21 protein-coding genes are annotated in these 20,897 nt (G+C 38.3%); 14 read left to right on the top strand and 7 right to left on the bottom strand.

The window, feature by feature from the left end; genetic code table 11:
• Window positions 1–106 precede the first annotated feature (106 nt).
• Entirely contained in the window at window positions 107–451 is a 345-nt protein-coding gene (gene maoP, locus IV514_RS15370) for a DUF413 domain-containing protein (protein ID WP_206486189.1), read from the bottom strand.
• A 104-nt stretch (window positions 452–555) separates the two neighbouring features.
• Between maoP and IV514_RS15365 the strand changes: the two genes are divergently transcribed.
• The 6 genes from IV514_RS15365 to IV514_RS15340 all read left to right on the top strand — a co-directional run bounded on the left by IV514_RS15365 (window position 556) and on the right by IV514_RS15340 (window position 5,234).
• On the top strand, window positions 556–1,413 hold the full coding sequence (locus tag IV514_RS15365) for a LysR family transcriptional regulator (protein ID WP_206486188.1): 858 nt from the start codon (window positions 556–558) through the stop codon (window positions 1,411–1,413).
• 320 nt (window positions 1,414–1,733) lie between these two features.
• A complete protein-coding gene (locus tag IV514_RS15360; protein WP_241242403.1) occupies window positions 1,734–2,189 on the top strand; it encodes a DUF3465 domain-containing protein in 456 nt (151 codons plus the stop codon).
• Window positions 2,190–2,337: 148 nt separating this feature from the next.
• A complete protein-coding gene (locus IV514_RS15355) occupies window positions 2,338–2,880 on the top strand; it encodes a hypothetical protein (protein ID WP_206486187.1) in 543 nt (180 codons plus the stop codon).
• A gap of 266 nt (window positions 2,881–3,146) precedes the next feature.
• On the top strand, window positions 3,147–3,734 hold the full coding sequence (locus IV514_RS15350; RefSeq protein WP_206486186.1) for a porin family protein: 588 nt from the start codon (window positions 3,147–3,149) through the stop codon (window positions 3,732–3,734).
• Window positions 3,735–4,065: 331 nt separating this feature from the next.
• Window positions 4,066–4,386, top strand: a complete 321-nt coding sequence (locus tag IV514_RS15345; protein ID WP_206486185.1) for a heavy metal-binding domain-containing protein — start codon at window positions 4,066–4,068, stop codon at window positions 4,384–4,386.
• Window positions 4,387–4,589: 203 nt separating this feature from the next.
• Window positions 4,590–5,234, top strand: coding sequence for a helix-turn-helix transcriptional regulator (locus tag IV514_RS15340; RefSeq protein WP_206486184.1), 645 nt, complete (start codon window positions 4,590–4,592; stop codon window positions 5,232–5,234).
• Window positions 5,235–5,337: 103 nt separating this feature from the next.
• Here the strand turns inward: IV514_RS15340 and IV514_RS15335 are convergent, their stop codons facing one another.
• Window positions 5,338–5,847: a MerR family transcriptional regulator gene (locus tag IV514_RS15335; RefSeq protein ID WP_206486183.1), complete on the bottom strand. Its 510-nt coding sequence runs from the start codon at window positions 5,845–5,847 to the stop codon at window positions 5,338–5,340.
• A gap of 283 nt (window positions 5,848–6,130) precedes the next feature.
• Between IV514_RS15335 and IV514_RS15330 the strand changes: the two genes are divergently transcribed.
• Window positions 6,131–6,508 (top strand): TonB-dependent receptor, encoded by a 378-nt coding sequence (locus tag IV514_RS15330; protein ID WP_206486182.1) that lies wholly within the window; start codon window positions 6,131–6,133, stop codon window positions 6,506–6,508.
• A gap of 288 nt (window positions 6,509–6,796) precedes the next feature.
• On the opposite strand, the gene IV514_RS15325 is transcribed toward IV514_RS15330, so the two are convergent.
• The 3 genes from IV514_RS15325 to IV514_RS15315 form a co-directional block, all read right to left on the bottom strand.
• Window positions 6,797–7,144 carry a hypothetical protein gene (locus IV514_RS15325; protein WP_206486181.1) on the bottom strand — a complete coding sequence of 116 codons (348 nt, stop codon included), beginning with the start codon at window positions 7,142–7,144 and terminating at the stop codon, window positions 6,797–6,799.
• Between the two features lie 66 nt (window positions 7,145–7,210).
• The gene (locus tag IV514_RS15320; protein WP_206486180.1) at window positions 7,211–7,564 is read right to left on the bottom strand and encodes a hypothetical protein; all 354 of its coding nucleotides are present in this window, start codon (window positions 7,562–7,564) and stop codon (window positions 7,211–7,213) included.
• On the bottom strand, window positions 7,565–8,440 hold the full coding sequence (locus IV514_RS15315) for a DUF2167 domain-containing protein (protein ID WP_206486179.1): 876 nt from the start codon (window positions 8,438–8,440) through the stop codon (window positions 7,565–7,567).
• 120 nt (window positions 8,441–8,560) lie between these two features.
• Between IV514_RS15315 and IV514_RS15310 the strand changes: the two genes are divergently transcribed.
• Window positions 8,561–10,291: a hypothetical protein gene (locus tag IV514_RS15310; RefSeq protein ID WP_206486178.1), complete on the top strand. Its 1,731-nt coding sequence runs from the start codon at window positions 8,561–8,563 to the stop codon at window positions 10,289–10,291.
• Window positions 10,292–10,681: 390 nt separating this feature from the next.
• Here IV514_RS15310 and IV514_RS15305 read toward each other — a convergent pair whose 3' ends face one another.
• A complete protein-coding gene (locus tag IV514_RS15305; RefSeq protein WP_206486177.1) occupies window positions 10,682–11,065 on the bottom strand; it encodes a hypothetical protein in 384 nt (127 codons plus the stop codon).
• A 246-nt stretch (window positions 11,066–11,311) separates the two neighbouring features.
• Between IV514_RS15305 and chrA the strand changes: the two genes are divergently transcribed.
• Window positions 11,312–12,454, top strand: a complete 1,143-nt coding sequence (gene chrA / locus IV514_RS15300; protein ID WP_206486320.1) for a chromate efflux transporter — start codon at window positions 11,312–11,314, stop codon at window positions 12,452–12,454.
• Between the two features lie 49 nt (window positions 12,455–12,503).
• Here the strand turns inward: chrA and yihA are convergent, their stop codons facing one another.
• Entirely contained in the window at window positions 12,504–13,136 is a 633-nt protein-coding gene (yihA, locus tag IV514_RS15295; protein WP_206486176.1) for a ribosome biogenesis GTP-binding protein YihA/YsxC, read from the bottom strand.
• 202 nt (window positions 13,137–13,338) lie between these two features.
• On the opposite strand from yihA, the gene IV514_RS17565 reads away from it, so the two are divergent.
• The 5 genes from IV514_RS17565 to IV514_RS15270 all read left to right on the top strand — a co-directional run bounded on the left by IV514_RS17565 (window position 13,339) and on the right by IV514_RS15270 (window position 20,732).
• On the top strand, window positions 13,339–14,586 hold the full coding sequence (locus tag IV514_RS17565) for a c-type cytochrome (protein WP_241242401.1): 1,248 nt from the start codon (window positions 13,339–13,341) through the stop codon (window positions 14,584–14,586).
• Between the two features lie 215 nt (window positions 14,587–14,801).
• The gene (locus IV514_RS15285; RefSeq protein ID WP_206486175.1) at window positions 14,802–16,400 is read left to right on the top strand and encodes a DUF418 domain-containing protein; all 1,599 of its coding nucleotides are present in this window, start codon (window positions 14,802–14,804) and stop codon (window positions 16,398–16,400) included.
• A gap of 157 nt (window positions 16,401–16,557) precedes the next feature.
• Entirely contained in the window at window positions 16,558–17,130 is a 573-nt protein-coding gene (locus tag IV514_RS15280; RefSeq protein ID WP_206486174.1) for a paraquat-inducible protein A, read from the top strand.
• Window positions 17,084–17,731 (top strand): paraquat-inducible protein A, encoded by a 648-nt coding sequence (locus tag IV514_RS15275; RefSeq protein WP_206486173.1) that lies wholly within the window; start codon window positions 17,084–17,086, stop codon window positions 17,729–17,731. Before IV514_RS15280 ends, IV514_RS15275 begins: the two co-directional genes overlap by 47 nt.
• Window positions 17,724–20,732 carry an MlaD family protein gene (locus IV514_RS15270; protein WP_206486172.1) on the top strand — a complete coding sequence of 1,003 codons (3,009 nt, stop codon included), beginning with the start codon at window positions 17,724–17,726 and terminating at the stop codon, window positions 20,730–20,732. The genes IV514_RS15275 and IV514_RS15270 overlap by 8 nt, the downstream gene beginning before the upstream one ends.
• The last annotated feature ends 165 nt before the right edge of the window (window positions 20,733–20,897 follow it).

Raw genomic sequence — 20,897 nt, 5'->3', positions numbered from 1 at the left:
CACCTTTCGCACTCCAAAATGCTCTAGTGAAAGGTATTTAGTGATTGAATGTTAAAGTATAACGAAGTAAACAAACGCTAGCTGTGTTGTTTACTTCATTTGGGCATTAGTATTCTTCAACTTCTACTTCTTCATGCTCAATTACATGCACTTTAGCACTACTATTTAAGGTATGAAAACTTTTCACTTTAATAGCATCTTTATATTTGAGCCAAAGTCGTTCAATAAGCGTTTCTGCTTCACGGCTTGATTGACACATACTAACAAAGTTTTCTTCTACTTGATTTTCAGCATCTGCACAGCCATGCTCTAAGTCTGAAAGACGTCTGCCAACTAAGGTTAACAATTCAGACTCACGTATAGAAAACTTACCACTGCGACTAAATCCACGGGGGAAGTGCACATCATCATAAAATTTATTTGTTTGAACAAAACCATGTATTAAATTCATTTTAGTAAAATCCATTGACAGATAGCTAGATTTTCAGGAAGTATGCTGTCAATTTTATATAGTGTAAAACAATAAAAATTTATCGTAACGATAAGAGATAAACTGTGGATATAGAACTGATCAAAACCTTTATTGAGGTGAAAAATTGCAGGCACTTTGGCAAAGCTGCCGAACACTTGTACTTAACTCAAGCCGCGGTGAGCGCTAGGATAAGGCACCTTGAACAATACTTTGGTGTTGAGCTATTTACCCGCACTCGCAACAATATCCAGCTGACTCCATCAGGAGAACGGTTAGTGTCTTATGCGGAATCATTACTACAAACATTAAGTATGGCAAAGCAAGATGTTGCCCTCAGTGCTGAGCAAGTTACTCAACTTTCTATTGCTGGTACACCAAATACTTGGGATACCTATATTCATGACGCTATTTCTAAAATATATGCCATTCAACCTGAAATAAGCTTAGTCGCCGAAATATTAGCAAGAGAACAAATCACTAGGCAGTTACTCGAAAGATCACTTGATGTAGCTATTTTATTTGATCCTCCCAAAGTTGAAGAGTTAAAAATTGAGCACCTGCATACCTTTGAACTGATGCTTGTGTCGACAATAAAGGATCTTGATGTCACAAATAGCGCATCCATGCGATATATCATGGTTGATTGGGGCACTAGCTTTAACGCTTGGCATGCTAAAGAGCTCAAAAAACTCCCCGCACCCAATGTGAGAACCAGTACCGCCAGAATCGCTCTTGATCTCATGTTAAAATGCGGTGGCAGTGCTTATTTACCTGACGTACTTGCGCTACCATTTATTGAACAAGAACAACTGTATCAAGTATCGAGCGTCCCCACATTCAAACGCAATGTTTATATCGCATTTCACCAAGATAATGAAAATGCAGAAAAGCTTGATGCGATAAAACACTATTTAAAACAAGGCGAAACTGAAAAAAACTAACCTAATATTTGCATACAGAATAAAGCTATCAGCCAAAAATCAGCCTTTGATTTCATCTCGCTTGTTTTTGAGTGGTTGGGTGCTTTCTGATATATTCTAATGGTAAGTAATTAATTTTTGGTAGAAATTATTATTCAAATAATATTTAATAAGGTATAAGAAATTCTCACTAAAAGAATTCCCGCTTTGTTCATGGAGAGACAATGAAAATTCAATTAGACAATGGACGTTTTATCCATTTAAATCAATCACCTAGCAGAAAAAGATTCGTCTTGGCGTAAAAAGGCACGCAGCACGTAAAACTAAATCAAGGACGGTGTATGAAAAAGCTTTTAGTCATCATGCTAATTTTTACTGGGTTTTATCAGTGGTCAATAGGCGAAAGTAACTCTGTAGCTCCAGTGGCAACACCTGTTAATCAAGCAAAAACCGCTAGCTATCTAGATAATGATAAAATTCAAAATGCCTATAAAAATAGACTTAGTAACATTCAAATTAAAGGTGAAGGAACCGTAATTAAGATATTACCTGATGACAATAAAGGTTCTCGTCATCAAAAGTTTATTTTGCGGCTTTCTTCAGGCCAAACGTTATTGATTGCACATAATATAGATTTAGCCCCAAGAATTAATTCTATATCAAATGGCGATAATGTTCAGTTTTACGGTGAATATGAATGGAACAATAAAGGCGGTGTTATTCACTGGACACACTATGATCCAAATGGTCGCCATATTGGAGGCTGGTTAAAGCACAGAGGCAAAACATATCAGTAGCGATATCAACCCCATAAAGTGCAGGACTGCTAACACTCAGTTCCGTTTCGCTACACAGTAAAATCAAGCATTTATCAATCCCTGATTGGGTTGTTAAACAAAAATTCAAAGTAAGTTGGATATAAAAATATAAAAAGGAAACATAAAAATGTTAAAAAAAGTAGCTGTAATCTCTCTAGTTCTTTTAGGCTTTACTGGGTGTTCCACATACTCAGTTAATCGCTATGCTGTGTCTGTAGACAATATTTCGTCGTTAAAGAACATGACGGATTCTAATATTAATGTTGGTGAATTCCGTGCTGCTGGAGAAAGCCAAACAAGCATTATGTGTAGAGGTGTTGGGCCAATCAAAACTCCCGATGGCCAATCATTTGAAGGATTCATTCGTAAAGCATTTATTGATGAATTAAAAATGGCAGAGGCGTTCGACGATAATGCTCCTGTAACCCTCACAGGCATATTAGATTCTATCGATTTCTCCTCTGCATCAGGTAGATGGGATATTGCCATGACCGTTAATTCCTCTAATGGTGAGTCTATATCGGTTAGAGAAAATTACGCTTTTACAAGTAGTTTTTATGGTGAAACAGCATGTAATCAAACAGCCCAAGCTTTGATGCCGGCAGTGCAAAACTTGATTGGCAAAATTGTTCAGAATAAAAGCTTTCCCAAATTACTTAAAGGTGCCTAAAAACGCATTAACCTAAACTGAGCAAGTTGGTCGTTTTTAGTAACACAATAAGCGTCGAACTTGCTCTGCAATTTAAGCAAAACGTTAACAACAATAGCGGTTAAGAAGTAAAAGTACTCACAAGCAATAAAGTACAGGACTACCAGCGCTTAGCTCAATTCCGTTTCGCTACACAGTAAAATCAAGCATTTATCAATCCCTTGTTGGGACGTTAGTTTCGCAGCCCTCGACTCTAACGATATTTTTTAATGGGCATGGAGATTAAAATGAAAAAAGTAGTATTAGCATCAGCCTTATTATTATCCCTTGGCACGGCTCACGCAGTAGAGTCACCTCGTTGGGATTATGCTTCTATTTCTTATCAATCGGTTGATATCGATGGAGATAAATTAACAGGCTTTGCTATTTCAGGAAGTAAGTTACTCAATAAAGATTTTTTTATTGCGGGTAGTTACGGCAATGCTTCTGATGATGTAAAAATATATAACTCACGTGTAGATGTTGATTTTAATACATTATCTCTTGGTTTAGGTTATCGTTCTGCTATTTCTCAAACGACAGATCTTTTCGGTGTCATTTCATACGAAGATATGGAAGTAGAAGCCTCATATCAAGGTAATTCAGAAAGTGAGAGTGAAAACGGTTATGGGTTAGCGCTAGGCGTTCGTTCTATGCTCTCTGAAAAGATTGAGCTAAGCGGCTCAATTAAATATATCGATATTGCAGATGAAACGGAAACAGCCTTTGGTGTAACTGCTTTATATAATTTTACAGAGCAATTTTCAGCTGGTGTAGGTTTTAGCAAATCAGATGATGTTGATGCTATTTCTGTATCAGCAGTGTATTTCTTCTAAGAAAAAACACATCACAATATGGCGTCAATAACTCATTACGAGTTATTGACGCTTTCTGTAACCGCATATCTAAGCACAGAAAGTAGTATTTAATTCTACTTAACTATCAGTGATGTTTGCCGAGCAATGTTAAGTAATTGGCACTTGTCATGTGTATCAACACTGTGGATACTAAGCACAGATTTGGCTATATCAATGCCAATTACTTTAATCAGTGACATTAAGCTCTGCTCAATTGAAGCTTTTTATTAACGTCACTATAGCACTCTTATTAACGATTAATGCTGAGTGTAAAATCCATATCATTCATGATAATTTTCAAGGAAGTACTATGATTTATTCAACGCTAGAGTCAATTCCAGGTAAAGAAATTAAAGAAGTAGTAGGCATAGTTACAGGCAATGTTGTTCAAGCTAAACATATTGGGCGTGACATTATGGCAGGTTTAAAAAGTATTGTTGGTGGTGAAATTCGTGGTTATACAGAAATGCTAACTGATGCGCGAGATATTGCCGTTTCACGCTTAATTGAAAATGCTCACCAAAAAGGCGCAGATGCGGTTGTTGGTATTCGTTTTACCACAAGTACAATAATGGATGGCTCATCTGAAATTATGGTTTTTGGCACCGCGGTTAAGTTAAACACTGAATAAGTCGATTATTGCTTAACAACATATGGCAAAGTTATCATAAAATACATGGGCTAATTTCAGGCTTTCTATATTTTTACTAACCGATAGCCCTTTATTTTCATACAGTGTCACATCGGTGACGCATTGCTGACGTTGTTGCGACGTTTACATTAAACCGTACTTTCCTCATATTGAGCGCTGCTTAATTTGAGGAAAAACTTAAAATGATTATGTTACTTGATACAGACAAATTAAAATCAGAACGACAACAACGTGCTTGGAGTCAATCACAACTCGCAGAATCTTCTGGCGTTAGTTTACGTACCGTACAACGGCTTGAAAAAGATGGTAAATCTTCTTTAGAGTCAGCAAAAGCGTTAGCGGCAGTTTTTAATATCAAAGTCTCAGATCTGTATGCCAATGAAGCTTCATTAGAGAAAAAAGATAATATTCCACAATTTTGCCTGCTCAGCGATTCAACTAAAACGTTATGTGCCACATTAGCTATTTTGGGCAGCGTAATATTTACCATCTTTTCGCCTATAGGGTTGGCGTCAACGAGCTTAGCAATAACCTGTGCGATATTTTACTCATTTGTTTTTGGTTTATTAATTGATGCGATTCGCGGACGAGGTTTTTACAACTATTTACATGAACTAAGTGCTGCACAAATCCACGTTTCTAGCGTGATAAAAGTACAAATTAGCCGACTTGCTACCTTCTTATTTAAACCAGTCATGATTTCCTTAATCACTATTCTACTGCTTAGCTTTTTTATCTATATGAATATGAAAGACTATCAAAAACAACGCATTATGAATCTTCTTTCAAATAATGCGCAGATTTCGTCAGTCAATTCGCAAAGTTAATCGTTTCATCAGACGAGTAGAGTCGGTATCGATTGCTGACTTGAAGATATAAAGAACATGTATTTTTATGCCTTATAGCCTCGTCCATGAGGCTGTTTGATTGTTATAGCGCTCGGATCTGAGTAATTTCTTCGCTCGTAATACCTAATGATTCAAGAAATTTCTGATGCTCTACTGGCTCTAGTTCTTCAAATTTTTGATGCCACTTGACCATATCTGTTTCAGTGAATCCTGCGGCAACCATGATTTCTACCCAACGTTGTTTATTCACAATGTTTTCCTCTAATAAGTTTGGTTCTTGAAGCAATACGACAACAGCCTTTTGCTGTGCACGTAAGTTTTGGATTTCTCTTTCCAATTGATTAAAGTGATCTTTCAATATCTGGGTTTGAGACTCTCCATTTCGGTTCAACAAGGTACGAATACTAGACACTGATAGCCCAAACGAGCGATAGGAAGTAATCGCTTCTAAGCGTTTTACCTCATTTTCACCATACCAACGGTATCCATTCTCAGAACGGTACGCTGGCATCAAAAGGTTTTCTTTTTCATAGTACAAAATAGTTGTACGTGAAACGCCAAACTGTTTTGCGATTTGGGTGACAGTTAGCATATCTATGCTCCATTGTTTGACCGAAAATGCATCTTGAACCCTAGCCTTATAGACGGGTCAACAGATTAATGACCTTTTCATAATTTTATGTCATCGATGATGAATCTACCTATAAATGGCACTTTCAGTGGTTCAGCACTACACTTTATTCGTATGTTTATCGCCTAACCAAATGAAACTGCAAACCTTAAAAATAATATCCAACAAAAATGAACAAGCACTTAAAACGTAAGGTTTATGCAGATTAGTCAATAGGTATAGAAAATAATAAGGAGCAATGACAGTGGATAAAAAATTTATACTCACGGCTTTGGGTTACGCCATTGTTGGCATGTCTCTAGGCATATTTATGGCCGCCTCGAAAGATCACGGCCAATTAGTCACCCACGCACATATTTTACTTATCGGCTTTGTGGTGTCTTTTATTTATGGGCTTTGCCATAAATTATGGTTGAACAACCTAGTGTCAAAACTGTCATTAGCGCAATTCTACATTCACCAGATAGGAACGGTAGGCGTTGTTGTTGGGCTGTTTTTGTATTACGGTAAATTTGTGTCTTTGGAAACAATTGACCCACTACTCGCACTGTCGTCATTAGCCGTGTTAACAGGCATGATTTTAATGAAGGTAATATTTATTAAATCATTAAAAAATGAGTAAAACTCCTAGTGAATTTGTTACAGTGATCTGAATCATCCATATCACGCAAATAGACTTTCTGCGGATTAAAAGGCAATATTGATTTTTTAGTTAACGCTTCACAGCTAATTGATCAACCATCAACACAAGTATTTAAAAATGTGGGATAACATCTCCCTAACAGACATATATGCAATAGAGTCTTTATTTCTCTAATCTGTATAGATGTCTTAAATTCAAAATAAAAGAGTCTAGTTGTTCAGGGGAAGATCACAGTGCCAGAAACAGACATTCAACGCCATAGTCTTGTTAGGTAAACATTATCATCATTAGATAACCATGCAATATCTCTGAAAACCAGATACTTAAGAAAAAGGCTGTTGAAACCCCCGTGGCCTGAACAGTTGATAGCCTGAATTTAGCTTTTGATTTAAAAAAGACATAAATAACTGATAATGCAAGTGCGGATAACAATAATATCAAACTATTTAGTGCGCTTAATTCAACAGCCTTTAGCAAAAAGCGCAACGAAATTAGAATAATGCACGGCAAAGCAACGAATAAGAATACATCCTTAAAATTTACAGATACTTTATCTTCAACTATTCGATAAATAATTAAATATAAAATTACTGAAGCTAAAACTAAACCAATCACCTAACTCTCCGTATTTACCTAACAAATGATGTGCGGAATAAAAATATAAATAAGCCACATCGCGCACTAAGCCCAACTAGGTGGCCAACCAAATATAAGCATACTAATTAGAAATAATGGAACGGTGCTGGCAGTTAAAAAGTACCCATAAATCATCGATGTTCTGTAAGAATTACAAAATTTAATCCCTTCATTTGATCCTGAGTCCAGATATGATTTTCTTAAGAGATACTTTGTAGTGGGCCATGCTTTGATAAGGTCGCCATTATTAAAAATTGTGGGCTTACCAGCGTGTTCCCATTGCACTGAATGATGTTTCTTCAATTTGATCAAAAAAGTCCACTGAATAGCACTTCCTACAACTAGCATACCTAAAAAGTAGAACAGCGTAATTGCTGTTGGGTGCATTAACAAATCCATTTAGTTTTCCTTGTCTTTTAACTCTGAATCTTTTGAAAATTTTTTCTTTATCCACTTCCAGCCATATACAAATGGAAGGAAGATAATAAACCAGAATTTTTTAGCAAAAATAGCTGCCGCAGCTAGGATTCCAGCTTTTGCTGCTGCTTTGCCAGTAGCGAGTTTATATACCAATGCACCAACACCTGCTGCCGCTACACTGTCTTGTCCCGGAATGTAATCAGCGTATTGGAATCCTTCGTTATAAGCATAATTGGCTATTATAGGTTCAAGGACGACTTCAGAACTTGTAAATTGGCTGGGAGAGCCAATCCAAAGTATTTCTGTATAACCTTCTCGACCAAGTTTTAATGCCTTGGCATTAATAAATTTACTGTTTTCTTCATCATGCCCAGCAATAGCCCAATATACGGTGTTATTTTCTTTGTCTAGGAATGGCTCTTGTGCCCATGAGTCAACAAAAATGTCTAAATATCCCTCACCTCGTTGCTTGTTAGTTTCGATGGTTCCCTCTTTGATCTCTTCTAACATCTTATCTTTGTCGATGTTTTCAGCCCAATCATCTTGAGTTAGGTAGCCAACCTTATTTATGGTATAAATTACTTGTGAGTCTACTTCTGGCCCATCTACTCTAAGTATTGCTGCATCAGGCTTATGGTTTTTATGTCCCTGAACAATAAACATATATTTGCTTGCCTCTTCTCCAACAACTAAAAAGTCATTTTCTGTCGTAGTAACAGTCGCTTTATCATCAGCGATAGAGTAAGTAGTAGGCTCTTGTTTCCAGTTAAGGGTTTGTAATTTGGAAATCACTTCTTCTTGACTGGCACTTACTTGTGCTGCAAAAATGGCAAATATGAGGGTAAGTATTTTCATAACAATCCTTTGTTTATATTATCGTTTTATGTTTATCAATATATCAAGTAAAGTTACTGTTTGCTATTGATAATCAATAGATTAAACGAGCCTCAAAAATTAAGTAAAAGGATTTCATTTTTGGAAGAACCAGATTATAAGAGTTATACACTCAACGAGCTTCAAGAAACGTATTGTCATATCAATAAAGAAGCTTATCCAGAACGAGCGAAAAAACTAAAGAAAGAAATCGAATCCCGTTTGATTTCAGACAAAGAGTTTATAGAGCACGATTCTTATAAAGATATAAGCGAATACCAAGCACCTGATGGAAATTGGTTTAAGTTGCATTGGAAAGGACTCTTACCATTGGATCTTAGCTATTGGGTTAATGTATTTGCTATTGGTCTAGCACTCTTGTTTATCACACCCCCATTATTTCAATACTTGGCTGATAGTGATGCTTCTTCCACAGTTAGAGGACTGCTTATTATTGCATTTTATGTGGTAATAACTGGCGTATCTATATGGCAGTTGGTTGGGCTTTATCGCTCTGCTGATAAGCATACCACCAGAGGCGGCTCCTCTGGCTGGGCAATGATAGCTAAACTAATGGTTCTGATTGGTATTGGTCGATATTGCTATGATATGAATCAAACTGGAATTCCTTTCATTTTAGAAAGTGGCAAACTTATAATTGGAGAATCAAAGTTGCCACCATTATCTATCCGTGTAATGAATCAGGGTACAGAAGTAGAACTTCAGGGAGGACTTGAATTTGGCGCATCTAACCGCCTGTCTCAAGTATTAGTTAATAACCCTTCGATTAGAATAATTCATTTAAATAGTCAGGGTGGGCGTATAGCGGAAGCTAAAAAGCTAGCTATATTAGTGAAGCAGAATAAGTTGATAACATATAGCAAGACGCAGTGTTTATCTGCTTGTCCTATAGTATTTCTAGCTGGAAAAGAAAAGTTGTTAGGAGATTCTGCCAAATTAGGATTTCACAGTGCTTCGTTTGGAGGTGTTTCAGGTAGTGACGTTGAAGAATTGAACAAGTCCTTACTTTCCCAACTTGAAGAAGCCAAAGTCCCATCGTGGTTTGTTAAAAAAGTATCGAAAATAAGTTCTGAGGATGTGTGGACTCCATCAACTGACGAGCTTATTAAAGCTGGTGTTATTGATAAAGTGGTAGATTCGGGAAACTATGCTCATAGCGGAGTTAGCGATTGGCAAAACCCCACAACAATTGACCAAGAGTTACAAAAGCATGAAGTTTATCAAAGCCTCAACCAATTTGATAAAGAAGGGTATAACGTTGTAAGACAAAAGATGGTTACAGCAATAAAAGATGGAACACCATTAAATACCCTTACTACTGGTGTTAACCATTACCTTTATATTGAAAGGCTAAATCACTATATGCAATTGGGTGGGGATGAGGAAGTCATTCAATATATCGAATCTCAAATAGTACAGATGGAATATTTGAAGAACGATTACCCTGCTAAATGCGCTGCTTATACTTATCCAGAAGTGTTCGAAGTTAATATTACTAATGATATACCTACTATAATACCTTCAGAAATAAGTGAAAAAGAGACCATTGCTTTTAATTCATTAATTAAATCATTATCGCCTGACAATTATATTGTAGATAAAGAAGAACAAACAGCGATCATCACGGGTGTTGTTGACAAAATGATAGCAGTAGATAGTTCATACGGAGACGTTCTTAGCAATCCATCTAAATATCGCGAAGATCCTGAGAAGTTATGTACAGTAGGTATAATGCTCAATAAGGAAATTAACGCATTACCTTTGGAGAAGGCAGGATCTTTGTTAAGAAGTTTTTATCGAACAGAGTCTTAATAAGTACCGAAATTTTAGTTGAGTTTCTGAAACTGATAAAATTCGTTAGATAGATATTATAATTAATGACTGAATCCCAGATAATGTGACTGAAAAAGCGAAAAACTCAATTTTGAGCTACTCTCAAAGCCAGAGCAGTACTAACTCAATTGATGAAATAATCTCAAGCATTATGCTCAGTTACAGATCAATACATAACCATAAACCACTCATCCGACCTTTTTTTAATTTTTTTAGAGTAAACACTTTACTTTTGTAGAGTTGTTACTCTATAATGCAATTGTTCCTTAGCGAACGCCTGTTGTAATAATTTTATATTCTAGCTTTCCCCAAAGCTATCCAGCCGAAGATTTTATCTTCGGCTTTTTTTTTACCCAAAAAACAGCCGTGTTATTGTTTACCGATGTTCTTTACAACCAGTAAATCACTGTTATTAATTTCTTGCACAAATATCGCTTGAGGTTTTGCTTTTTCGGTTGAATAGATAATCACTCGTCGTTCTGTTACCTGAATACCTTTGTCACCAGAACGTACATAAATGCCCCCTGAATATGTGCCAGATGTTGGATACCAACCATCTTGATGACTTTTGAGCCATGCATTCAATGTTTGGTATGCTTGATCGGCTGAAGTTAAATAAATGGTTTTATCTCTGTCATCACTGAGGAATACTTTTACCTCAGGCGCTAATTCAATATTAACCACTTTACTGCAACCGGAGATCGCCAAAATGCTGGTTAAACTAACTATTAATGCATAGCAAAACTTTTTCATTAGAACCTCTTTTCTTACTTCAAATATTAGCTGCGTCTACTTTTTATTCAGGATGAATAAAATAGAAAAATTGATTATTCTTGTATCAATTTAACGATTAAAAGCAAAGCAATAAATAATAAAGCTGACATTTTTACGGTCTACATCAAAGCTTGCTTGGTAGTGTCATGAAAACTTATTTTGACTAGCACAGCGCTTCCATTGAAAATAGCATGATTGTCATTGACCACCTCAACAAACAATATGATTGTATCAATCTTTAAACACTTTTTTTGGTTAGGCTGCATTAGCTTTGGCGGGCCTGCAGCACATATTGGTTATTTTCATCAAAAATTTATTCAACAGTTAAAATGGTTCAGCCAAGAAGAATATGGGCAAATTGTCGCGTTAAGCCAATTTTTACCTGGGCCAGGCTCTAGCCAAGTAGGCTTTGCTCTTGGCTATAAAAAAGCGGGATTAGCGGGGGCATTAACGGCGTTTTTTGCCTTTACCTTGCCATCAGTGATCCTCATGATTTTATTAGCGAGCCTGAGTTACCAATTAGTTGATAACACTTATTTTTATGCCATCACCCACGGATTAAAATTATTAGCCGTAGTGGTAGTTGCAGATGCTGTGTTCTCTATGTATCAAAGCTTTTGTCGCGATAAAATAACTCGGGCAATCGCTATTTTTTCTGCAATGGTGCTATTGTTATTTGGCGGTATTTTAATGCAAATGTTAGTACTAGTTGCTGCCGCATTTATCGGTATTAAGTATCTCACTAATCAAGAGATAATATCACCTTCAAAAATACAAATAGCTTGGCTGCCCTTAATCGGCTTCATTACCTTGTTAGTTTTACTGCCAAGTTTGGCGCAAGTATCTTCACAATGGCAGCTCGCCTCAGATTTTTATCAAGCAGGAAGCTTAGTGTTTGGCGGTGGTCATGTGGTGTTACCCTTACTGCAAAATTTACTTGCACACTCTATTTCAACCGACACTTTTCTAACGGGTTACGCCGCCGCGCAAGCAGTACCAGGCCCAATGTTTACCTTAGCCACTTTTTTAGGCTTTCATTTATCGCCCAGCTTTCCAGTATTAGGCGCCTTAATTGCAACGTTAGCCATATTTTTACCCGGTTTTTTATTGATGTTGACCTTTTTAAAGCATTGGCAAGGTATCGCACAAATACCTCGTCTAGCGGGTGCTATTCAAGCCGTCAATGCCGCAGTGGTTGGCTTACTTTTATCTGCGCTTTATGTGCCAGTGTTCCAATCAGCCGTTGTTAATCAAGTTGATATGGCTATTGTGATAGTAGGTTTGTTCTTATTAAAGCAATACAAAACACCTATGGTGGTGTTGGTACTGGGCTTTGCATTGGCTGGCTTATTGGTAAAATTTACTTAAAAAAAATAGGCAACAGATAAGTTGCCTATTTTTATTTAAAATGAATAAATTACTCTGCGTCTACAGGAGCTTGTTCCATGGTACTAAGCCATTGACAAATAATTGTGTTAGCTTGCTCAACGCCTGTTTTTTTCAACGATGAAAATGCTTGTACTTTAATGTCAGCATTCAGTGCTTTCAGTGATTTTTTCACTTTCAATACTTCCGCACTGGCTTTACCTTGCGATAACTTATCCGCTTTCGTCAATAAGGCTAACACTGGCAGCTCACTATCTGCCGCCCATTCAATTAAATCTCGATCTAGATCTTTGAGCGGATGACGAATATCCATCAGCACCACTAACCCTTGCAAGCTTTCGCGTTTTTCTAGGTATTCACCAAGGGCTTTTTGCCATTTCTTTTTCATTTCTAATGGTACTTTGGCAAAACCATAGCCCGGCAAATCAACTAAGCGTTGACCATCGCCTACTTCAAACACGTTGATCAATTGCGTTCTACCTGGGGTTTTACTGGTTCGAGCTAAGCTTTTTTGGTTGGTTAATGCATTTAATGCGCTAGATTTTCCCGCATTTGAGCGACCAGCAAACGCCACCTCGATTCCTGCATCATCAGGTAGGCGTCGTATATCAGGCGCACTAATAGTAAAGGTTGCTCGATTTAAATTAACAGCATCAGTAGACAATTTTTTTTCCGATCTTGGTAAACATAAAAGCGGATTATATCTCTTTTTGAGCAAAATTAATAAAAACCACGCTTTTTTTGGTGTTTTTTTGTTAAGCGCTATTAAATAATTAGTGTATTCGTGTAAAATGCCGCGTTAATCAATAACTTTAAAATTTGCTTGGTTGGCAACAATTCAAGCGCCAAAACACAGAGAGCGACTCATGAAAAACGTCTTAATGTCTATTGTCATCGGATTAGGTATGTTGTCACATGCTAATGCGTTTGAAGGTGATGCTGCAGCAGGTAAAACCAAAGCAGCAACGTGTGCAGGTTGTCATGGAGCCAATGGTATCGGCATTATGGGTGCTTATCCCAACTTGGCAGGCCAACATGCAGATTATATCGTTAAACAATTAAAAGCATTTAAAGCAGGTGATCGTGCTGACCCAGTAATGGCGCCAATGGCAGCTGCTCTTTCTGAGCAAGATATGCAAGATGTTGCAGCTTATTTTGCAAGCTTTGGTCGTGATGGTGCTGCACCAGCGGGCGCAACTGCAGCAGCAGATGAAAGTGCAGCCCCTAGTGCTCCTACGGCAACCGTAGCTGCAGCCCCTGTTGCTGATGCAAGTGCAGGTAAAGCACTTTATGAACACGGCGACCAAGCACGCGGTATCACAGCATGTGTAGACTGCCACGGTAAAGAAGGTAACAGCAAAGTATTAATCAATCCAAACTTAGCCAACCAACACCCTGAGTATATCGCCAAGCAATTAAAAGCATTCAAAGCTGAATCACGTCACAATGCGTCAATGAACCAAGTGTCAGGTAACTTAACTGATGCAGATATTGCTAACCTTGCTGCTTACTTTGATGATACATCAGCAGTGGGTGAGGTTGCGGCTTCTGCAGGTAAAGTAGCGGTTAAATCTTTTGCTGGCGATGTTGATGCTGGTAAAGCAAAATCAGCCACGTGTATCGCTTGTCACGGCGCTGATGGTAACGCAACTGTTGCTATTTATCCTTCATTAGCCGGTCAAAGTGAAACTTACTTAGCAAAGCAATTACACGAGTTTAAATCTGGTGTTCGTGACAATGCCGTAATGGCGGGTATGGCTGCGGCATTATCTGATGAAGACATTAAAAATGTTGCTGCTTATTTTGCTGCACAAACATTGAAACCAGCGCCTGCGAATACCAGTGCAGCGGGTAAACAATTATACGTAAGTGGCGATGCAAAACGTGGCATTAGCGCTTGTATTGCTTGTCATAGCGTTAATGGTGGTGGCATGGATAAAGCGGGCTTCCCTGCCGTAGCAGGTCAAAGTGCAGCTTACATCAAGTCTCAACTTGAACAATTCCGCTCAGGCACTCGCGCTAATGACAACAATGGCATCATGCGTAATATTGCCGTTAAGTTATCTGACAAAGATATTGCTGCCTTAGCTGATTACATGGCCGCATTAAAATAAGTTATGTTTCCACTTCAAAAAAAGCAGCATTTAGCTGCTTTTTTTATACGCAAAATTTGTCGTCAATTTCACTGATAAGTTGTTAATTTCACACAACTTAATTACTCCATTAAATCAAAAACATTAAAAACACAATAAATTCAATAAGATAAACAATGGTACAAATACTGCTAACCAACTATAGTCAATAAACAATAGTTAATAGGTATGCGCTTATGAGTGCCTCGGAATATCAAACAAATCACACACAGCCTTTGCAACCCATTACCAGCAAAGATCGTATCCAAGTCATGGATCTTTTGCGAGGGTTTGCCCTCGTCGGTATTATTTTTATGAACATTGAATGGTTTAACCGACCAATCTCTTCACTTATGATGTTTGACCATAGCCAAACAGGTATTGATTGGGGAGCAAGCTGGTTAATCAAAGTATTTATCGAAGGTAAATTTTACAAACTGTTCTCTGTACTTTTTGGTATGGGCTTTGCCGTTATGCTGATTAATGCGCAAAAAGCAGACCGTCCATTTGGCGCATGGTTTACTCGTAGGATGCTTGCCTTGTTCGTCATTGGTATGGCGCATATGATCTTTTTCTGGGGAGGAGATATTCTCCATGATTATGCCGCTGGTGGTATGTTATTGCTTGGTTTTATTTTGTTACTTCGTACTAAGCGATTAGCAAAATTCAATCATCCTCAAGCCTTTCTCAAAACAGGCTTAGCCATTATTATTCTGCCTATCATTATTGCGAGCAGTTTTTCAATTTACTATGGTGTCTCCCACACTAGCCCAACCATAGAAACCAACTGGCAAGAACGCGCTGAAGTGCTACGTCAAACACAAGAGAAACTCGATGCCTTTAAACAAAGCGATGAATATTTATCAATTACTTTAGAAGATGCTTTAGCTGCTGACCAAGAACCCGTTGAAGAGTCGATTACTGTAGATGAACAAGCGACTACCGAGACAGAAAATAACGAACAAATAAGCACAACTGAAACAACTGATGTCAGTAACGCTGACGATGAACAAGTTGCAGAAAGCGATGAAGAGTCTATTGCAACGCGAGTTGAAAAGCGCTTTGAACGAAAAAAAGAACAAGCCATTGCATTACGAAAAGAAAGCTTAATTCTCTCACAAGCCAGTTATTGGCAGGTCACTCAATACCGCACAAAACATGCCATCGGCGAATTAGCTAAAACCCCCATCATGGCATTTATTATCAGCTTACCTTTATTTATGATCGGTTATTGGTTAGTTGCCAGTAAAAAGCTTGAGAACCCTGAAGCAAACAAAGGTCTATTTAACTTGCTGTGTTATGGCGGCTTAATTTTAGGTGTGATCATGAATTTATGTGGCGTCTTTATTGCGCTTCATCCCGCCGCGAAACAAACACAGATATTACAAATAGCAGGCAATAACATTTTCTTCTATGGTCAATATCTTTTGTGTTTTGGTTACATCGGCCTGTTTGTTAAATTGTCCCTAAAATCATGGTTTTTAAAGGCTTTTGCCTGGTTAGCTCCTTTAGGGAAAATGGCATTAACAAACTATATTAGTCACTCAATAATTTTAACCAGTATTTTCTATGGTTATGCAGGCGGACAATTTGAGCAAATAGCCCGTGGTGAACAAGTGTTGATTGTTGTTGGTATTTTATTCGCGCAGACAATATTCTGTCATCTTTGGTTAAGCTATTTCCGTTTCGGCCCATTAGAATGGCTATGGCGCTCTGTGACCTATTTAAAGTGGCAACCCTTACTAGCAGAAAGAACAGATAAAGCTAACTTAACGGCTCATCATTCCCCAAGCTAGTGCCAGTAAAAGCCCAAGTAAAAAGCAGCATGATGCTGCTTTTTTTTTGCGTAAAATTAATGGCGAAAATGTCATCTTATCTTACACTTAGAATATGAATTCATGTTATCCCCCTCACAATTGGGTTGCTTGCTTAAAGTGTGACACGCTATCGGTTTTGCCACCAATTTCACCAGGTGAAAGTGCAATTTGTCCGTGCTGTGGTGCCACCTTATTTTCTCGAAAAAAGCAATCAATAGAGCGCACTTTAGCTATTTCAACCGCAGGGTTGTTAATCTATATTCCCGCTATCACTTTACCTTTACTCAGCATTAGGGCCTTAGGTGTTTATAACGAAGTTTCTTTGCTACAGAGTATTTTGCTGTTGATTGAAGATGAGTTTTACTTAGTCGCTTTTTGTGTGTTTATCTTTACCTTAGCCGTGCCCTTGGTACGCTTATTCTCGACATTTTATCTCTCTTTACAATTAAAACGACAACAGATCACCCCCAGTTTATTAACCTTCTTCCGCTCTTATCATCAATTAGATCACTGGGGGATGACGCAAGTATTTTTTCTTGGTGTCATTATCTCTATTTATAAATTACTGACCATGGCAACGTTAACCATAGGTAGCGGATTAATCAGCCTATTTTTACTGCTATTATGTTCAACCTTAATTACCAGTACGTTAGATCATCACTATGTCTGGGAAAAAATGGAGCAAGCCCTTGCTATATCGCGCGAGTAAACTGGGCTTAAGCTCATGTCCATGCTGTCAAAAGCTCAATTACCTTGCTCAGCCAAATGCAAGGTGTGCTCGCTGTCATACACAGTTATCTTTTAGAAAATCACATAGTCAACAGCTGACATTAGCATGGACTATCGCGGCATTGCTGATGTTTATTCCTGCAAATATTTACCCGATCATGCTGATTTATAAAATGGGAGTACCTGAAGCAAATACCATTTTAACCGGTATCGTAACCTTAGTTAAAAATGGCCTTTACCCTATTGCTGCGGTTATTTTTCTTGCCAGTTTTATTATTCCTTTTATTAAAATTATTGGGCTATTCTTCCTACTATATAATACACGACGATATTCCAATATTTCACGCACAAAACAAAGTCAATTTTATCGCATGATAGAGTGGTTAGGTCCATGGTCCATGCTAGATGTATTTGTCGTTACCATCATGGCAGCACTGGTTAATTTAGGCTTCTTTAGCTCCATTGAAGCAGCAGCAGGCTTAAGTTATTTTGCCTTAATGGTGATATTTACTATGTTGGCAGCTCACAGTTTTGATGTTCGCCTACTTTGGGATATTGAACGAAGGAACATCCATGTCTAAGCCAAGCAGTTCGGAACCACCAAAAGCGCTAGTGCAACGTAAGCAAGGTGTATCAGCTATCTGGCTAGTACCCGCAATCGCGTTAATTTTTGGTGCTTGGCTGTTAATCAAAGCCTATCAAGAGCAAGGCACCATGATCACCGTTCAATTTGATAATGCCCGTGGCATAGTTGTCGGCAAAACAGAAGTGAAATATAAGGGATTAACCGCTGGTATTGTGCGAGGTGTAGAGGTCAGTGAGGACTTACAAAGTATCATAGTAGAAGTTGAGATGATCGCTAACGCCAGCAACATGCTAACGGATAATACCTTATTCTGGTATGTCACTGCCGATGTCTCATTTCAAGGGGTCAGTGGTTTAGAGACGTTATTTTCAGGCAGCTATATCAATATTCAGCCCGATATTCACTCTCAAGGAGTACCCAAACGCCACTTTGTTGCCATTAAAGAACCTCCCATGCTTGATATGTCGACCAAAGGCTTACACATCACCTTAGAAGCCAATCAATTAGGCTCTTTAAATAAAGATTCTTTGGTAACCTTCAAACAAATTACCGTTGGTCGGGTTTCAGGTTTTAAATATTCATCAGAAAGCGACAAAGTGGAAATTGGTGTTTTTATCGAACCTGAATACGCCCATTTGGTGAATGCTGACACTCGTTTTTGGCACTCGAGTGGTATCGAGATCTCTGGCTCACTTACCGCTGGGGTTAATATTCAAACCGAATCGCTCTCAACCATGATTTCTGGTGGGATCGCTTTTGATAATCCGATAAAAAAAGCAAATTCAACTGACTATCAACCAGAGAAAAAATATATTCTGCACGATGGTTTTCAAAGCGCCCAGATGGGATATCTTATTTCACTCACCCTCAATATGGATGCCGGAATTGATAATGGTGCCCCAATCCGGTTGCATGGCTTAACCGTAGGTAAAATATTGACAGTTGACGACATTAATGCAAACACAGGAAAAATAATTGCGCGAGCATTAATCAATCCTCGGTTAACCCCATACTTAACAACTGACGCTCAGTTTTTTGTTATGACACCTAAGCTTAATTTAACGGGGACTAGCAATATGCAAAGTATACTGACTGGCCCTTATATTGGCATACGCCCAGCAACCAAAGGAGAATTAACCAATCACTTTACTGTCTATAATCAACAACCGCCGTACCCGTATGAAACACCTGGATTACACTTAACACTAACAACTAACGATATTGCCTCATTAAAGGTTGGTACGGGCATTTATTACCAGCAACAAAAAGTAGGTTCCATACAAGCCATTGCATATTCGAGTACGGACAGCCCACAAATTCACATTCATATTAAAGAGCAATTTCAACATCTTGTCTCAAAAAGCAGTCAGTTTTGGCAAATGAGCGGCGTACAGGTATCTGCTGATTTGACGGGAATTAAGCTACAAACTCACTCATTACAAAGTGCGCTTAATGGCGCAATTGCATTTAATCGTGGTGATACCGAACAAGATGCGATAAATGGCGATACCTTCGCTCTAGCGCTTAACCAAACACAAGCAATGCAGCACCTTAAGTTAACCATACTGGCTCAGTTAAACGCTAACGTAGATATTGGTACTAAACTGTTCCACCAAGGACAATTAATCGGTGAGGTACACCACATCATCAAGGAAAGCCAACATAAAAAATTAAATGTCGGTATCTTTGATCAATACCAAGACATTTTGCGTGAAAATACGCATTTTACTTTAGTTAACCCGCGATTATCGCTAGTAAATATTACCGATGCCAGCATGTGGTTCAATGGTAGTTATATCCTAGTTAATAGTGGCGGTGGCGAGAAAAAAACTGAGTTTACTTTGGCAAGTGCTCCGAGGGCGAAACATCTCAGTGCCAAGGGCTTACAACTTACTTTAACTGCTGATCGAAGTTATGGTCTTTTACCCGGTAGCACCATTAATGTTAAAGGCATTGAAGTGGGCCAAATTGACAGTTTAGCACTGAACTCAAATGGCGAAAAAGTGACCATCACGCTCACCATTGATGCGCAGTATCAACACTTAGTGAATCACTACACGCGCTTTTATAATACCAGCGGTATTCGTGTGAAAGGGAGTTTAAATCAAATTTCGGTACAAGCTGACAGCCTAGATACTATTTTAAAAGGTGGCTTAAGCTTCTTTACTCCAAAACAATTTACCTCGCAACCTCCGGTTGATGAAGGGCAAATTTTCCACTTATTTGCCAATCAGCAACAAGCAGAAAAAGCAGGAACCGCCATTAGTATTCATTTCAATGATATCCAAGACTTAGCCGCTGAGCAGTTAATCAAATTTCACGGGCAAACCATCGGGCATATTGAGCGCATAGCCCTTGATAAACAAGGTGTAGGAGCAACAGCTTACGGCTATCTTGCCGATGATTACCGACATTTTGCGGTAAGTGGCAGTCAATTTTGGCATAGCAGCCCAAAATTAAATCTGATAAATCCTTCCTCCGTGAAGCAAATATTAGCAGGTACAACTATCCAAGCCCTGCCAGGCAATGGCGAACAACAAACACACTTCCAAGCACTCGATCTTCCTCCCGCAATATCCTCATTAAGTTATGGTTTGAACTTAACATTATCGGCCCAACAATTAGGGGCGATAAAAGTGGGAGTTCCGGTGATGTATCGACAAGTGCTGGTTGGCAAAGTAATTGGTATTGATTTAGCTGAATCTGCTGATCAGGTAGACATTTTTATTAATATTGCCGAACGCTATCGAGCATTAGTTTCTCCTGACAGTAAGTTTTGGCGAGTCAGCGGCTTTGAACTTGAGGCAGGCTTTTTTTCAGGTATCGAATTAAAAGCAGAGTCAATCGAAAACATCTTAACCGGCGGTATTGCTTTTGCAACGCCAGCTCCTGCCAGTTCAATTGACAAGAAGCAACAATTAAACCGTTTTGTCTTATACGCGCAACCCAAAGCAAGCTGGTTAGCATGGAGCCCTAAAATTCAGTTAAAACAATAGTCAGAATAAAGGGGAGCCAAAATAAAACACCCGTTAACTTACATTATGTTTACATTTAGATGCAATTTTATTAAGTTATAAGTGGTTCATTTTGATACAGTTTGACTAGCGCGTGTTGATTTTTTGCACTTTCGCATCCCTTTTAACCATTAAAATAAGAATAAA

The organism is Thalassotalea sp. G2M2-11 (assembly GCF_017168195.1).
In the GTDB taxonomy this organism is placed as follows: Bacteria; Pseudomonadota; Gammaproteobacteria; order Enterobacterales; family Alteromonadaceae; genus Thalassotalea_E.
Note: the sequence above shows the minus strand (reverse complement) of the source record. Positions and strands in the feature narration are given on the sequence as shown.

Coding starts and splice junctions, on each gene's coding strand:
- IV514_RS15360 (WP_241242403.1), top strand. CDS start 1,734: ATGAAAAAGCTTTTAGTCATCATGCTAATTTTTACTGGGTTTTATCAG.
- IV514_RS15340 (WP_206486184.1), top strand. CDS start 4,590: ATGATTATGTTACTTGATACAGACAAATTAAAATCAGAACGACAACAA.
- IV514_RS15355 (WP_206486187.1), top strand. CDS start 2,338: ATGTTAAAAAAAGTAGCTGTAATCTCTCTAGTTCTTTTAGGCTTTACT.
- IV514_RS15320 (WP_206486180.1), bottom strand. CDS start 7,564: ATGGATTTGTTAATGCACCCAACAGCAATTACGCTGTTCTACTTTTTA.
- IV514_RS15305 (WP_206486177.1), bottom strand. CDS start 11,065: ATGAAAAAGTTTTGCTATGCATTAATAGTTAGTTTAACCAGCATTTTG.
- IV514_RS17565 (WP_241242401.1), top strand. CDS start 13,339: ATGAAAAACGTCTTAATGTCTATTGTCATCGGATTAGGTATGTTGTCA.
- IV514_RS15350 (WP_206486186.1), top strand. CDS start 3,147: ATGAAAAAAGTAGTATTAGCATCAGCCTTATTATTATCCCTTGGCACG.
- IV514_RS15315 (WP_206486179.1), bottom strand. CDS start 8,440: ATGAAAATACTTACCCTCATATTTGCCATTTTTGCAGCACAAGTAAGT.
- IV514_RS15275 (WP_206486173.1), top strand. CDS start 17,084: ATGTCTGGGAAAAAATGGAGCAAGCCCTTGCTATATCGCGCGAGTAAA.
- IV514_RS15270 (WP_206486172.1), top strand. CDS start 17,724: ATGTCTAAGCCAAGCAGTTCGGAACCACCAAAAGCGCTAGTGCAACGT.
- IV514_RS15285 (WP_206486175.1), top strand. CDS start 14,802: ATGAGTGCCTCGGAATATCAAACAAATCACACACAGCCTTTGCAACCC.
- IV514_RS15345 (WP_206486185.1), top strand. CDS start 4,066: ATGATTTATTCAACGCTAGAGTCAATTCCAGGTAAAGAAATTAAAGAA.
- IV514_RS15335 (WP_206486183.1), bottom strand. CDS start 5,847: ATGCTAACTGTCACCCAAATCGCAAAACAGTTTGGCGTTTCACGTACA.
- maoP (WP_206486189.1), bottom strand. CDS start 451: ATGAATTTAATACATGGTTTTGTTCAAACAAATAAATTTTATGATGAT.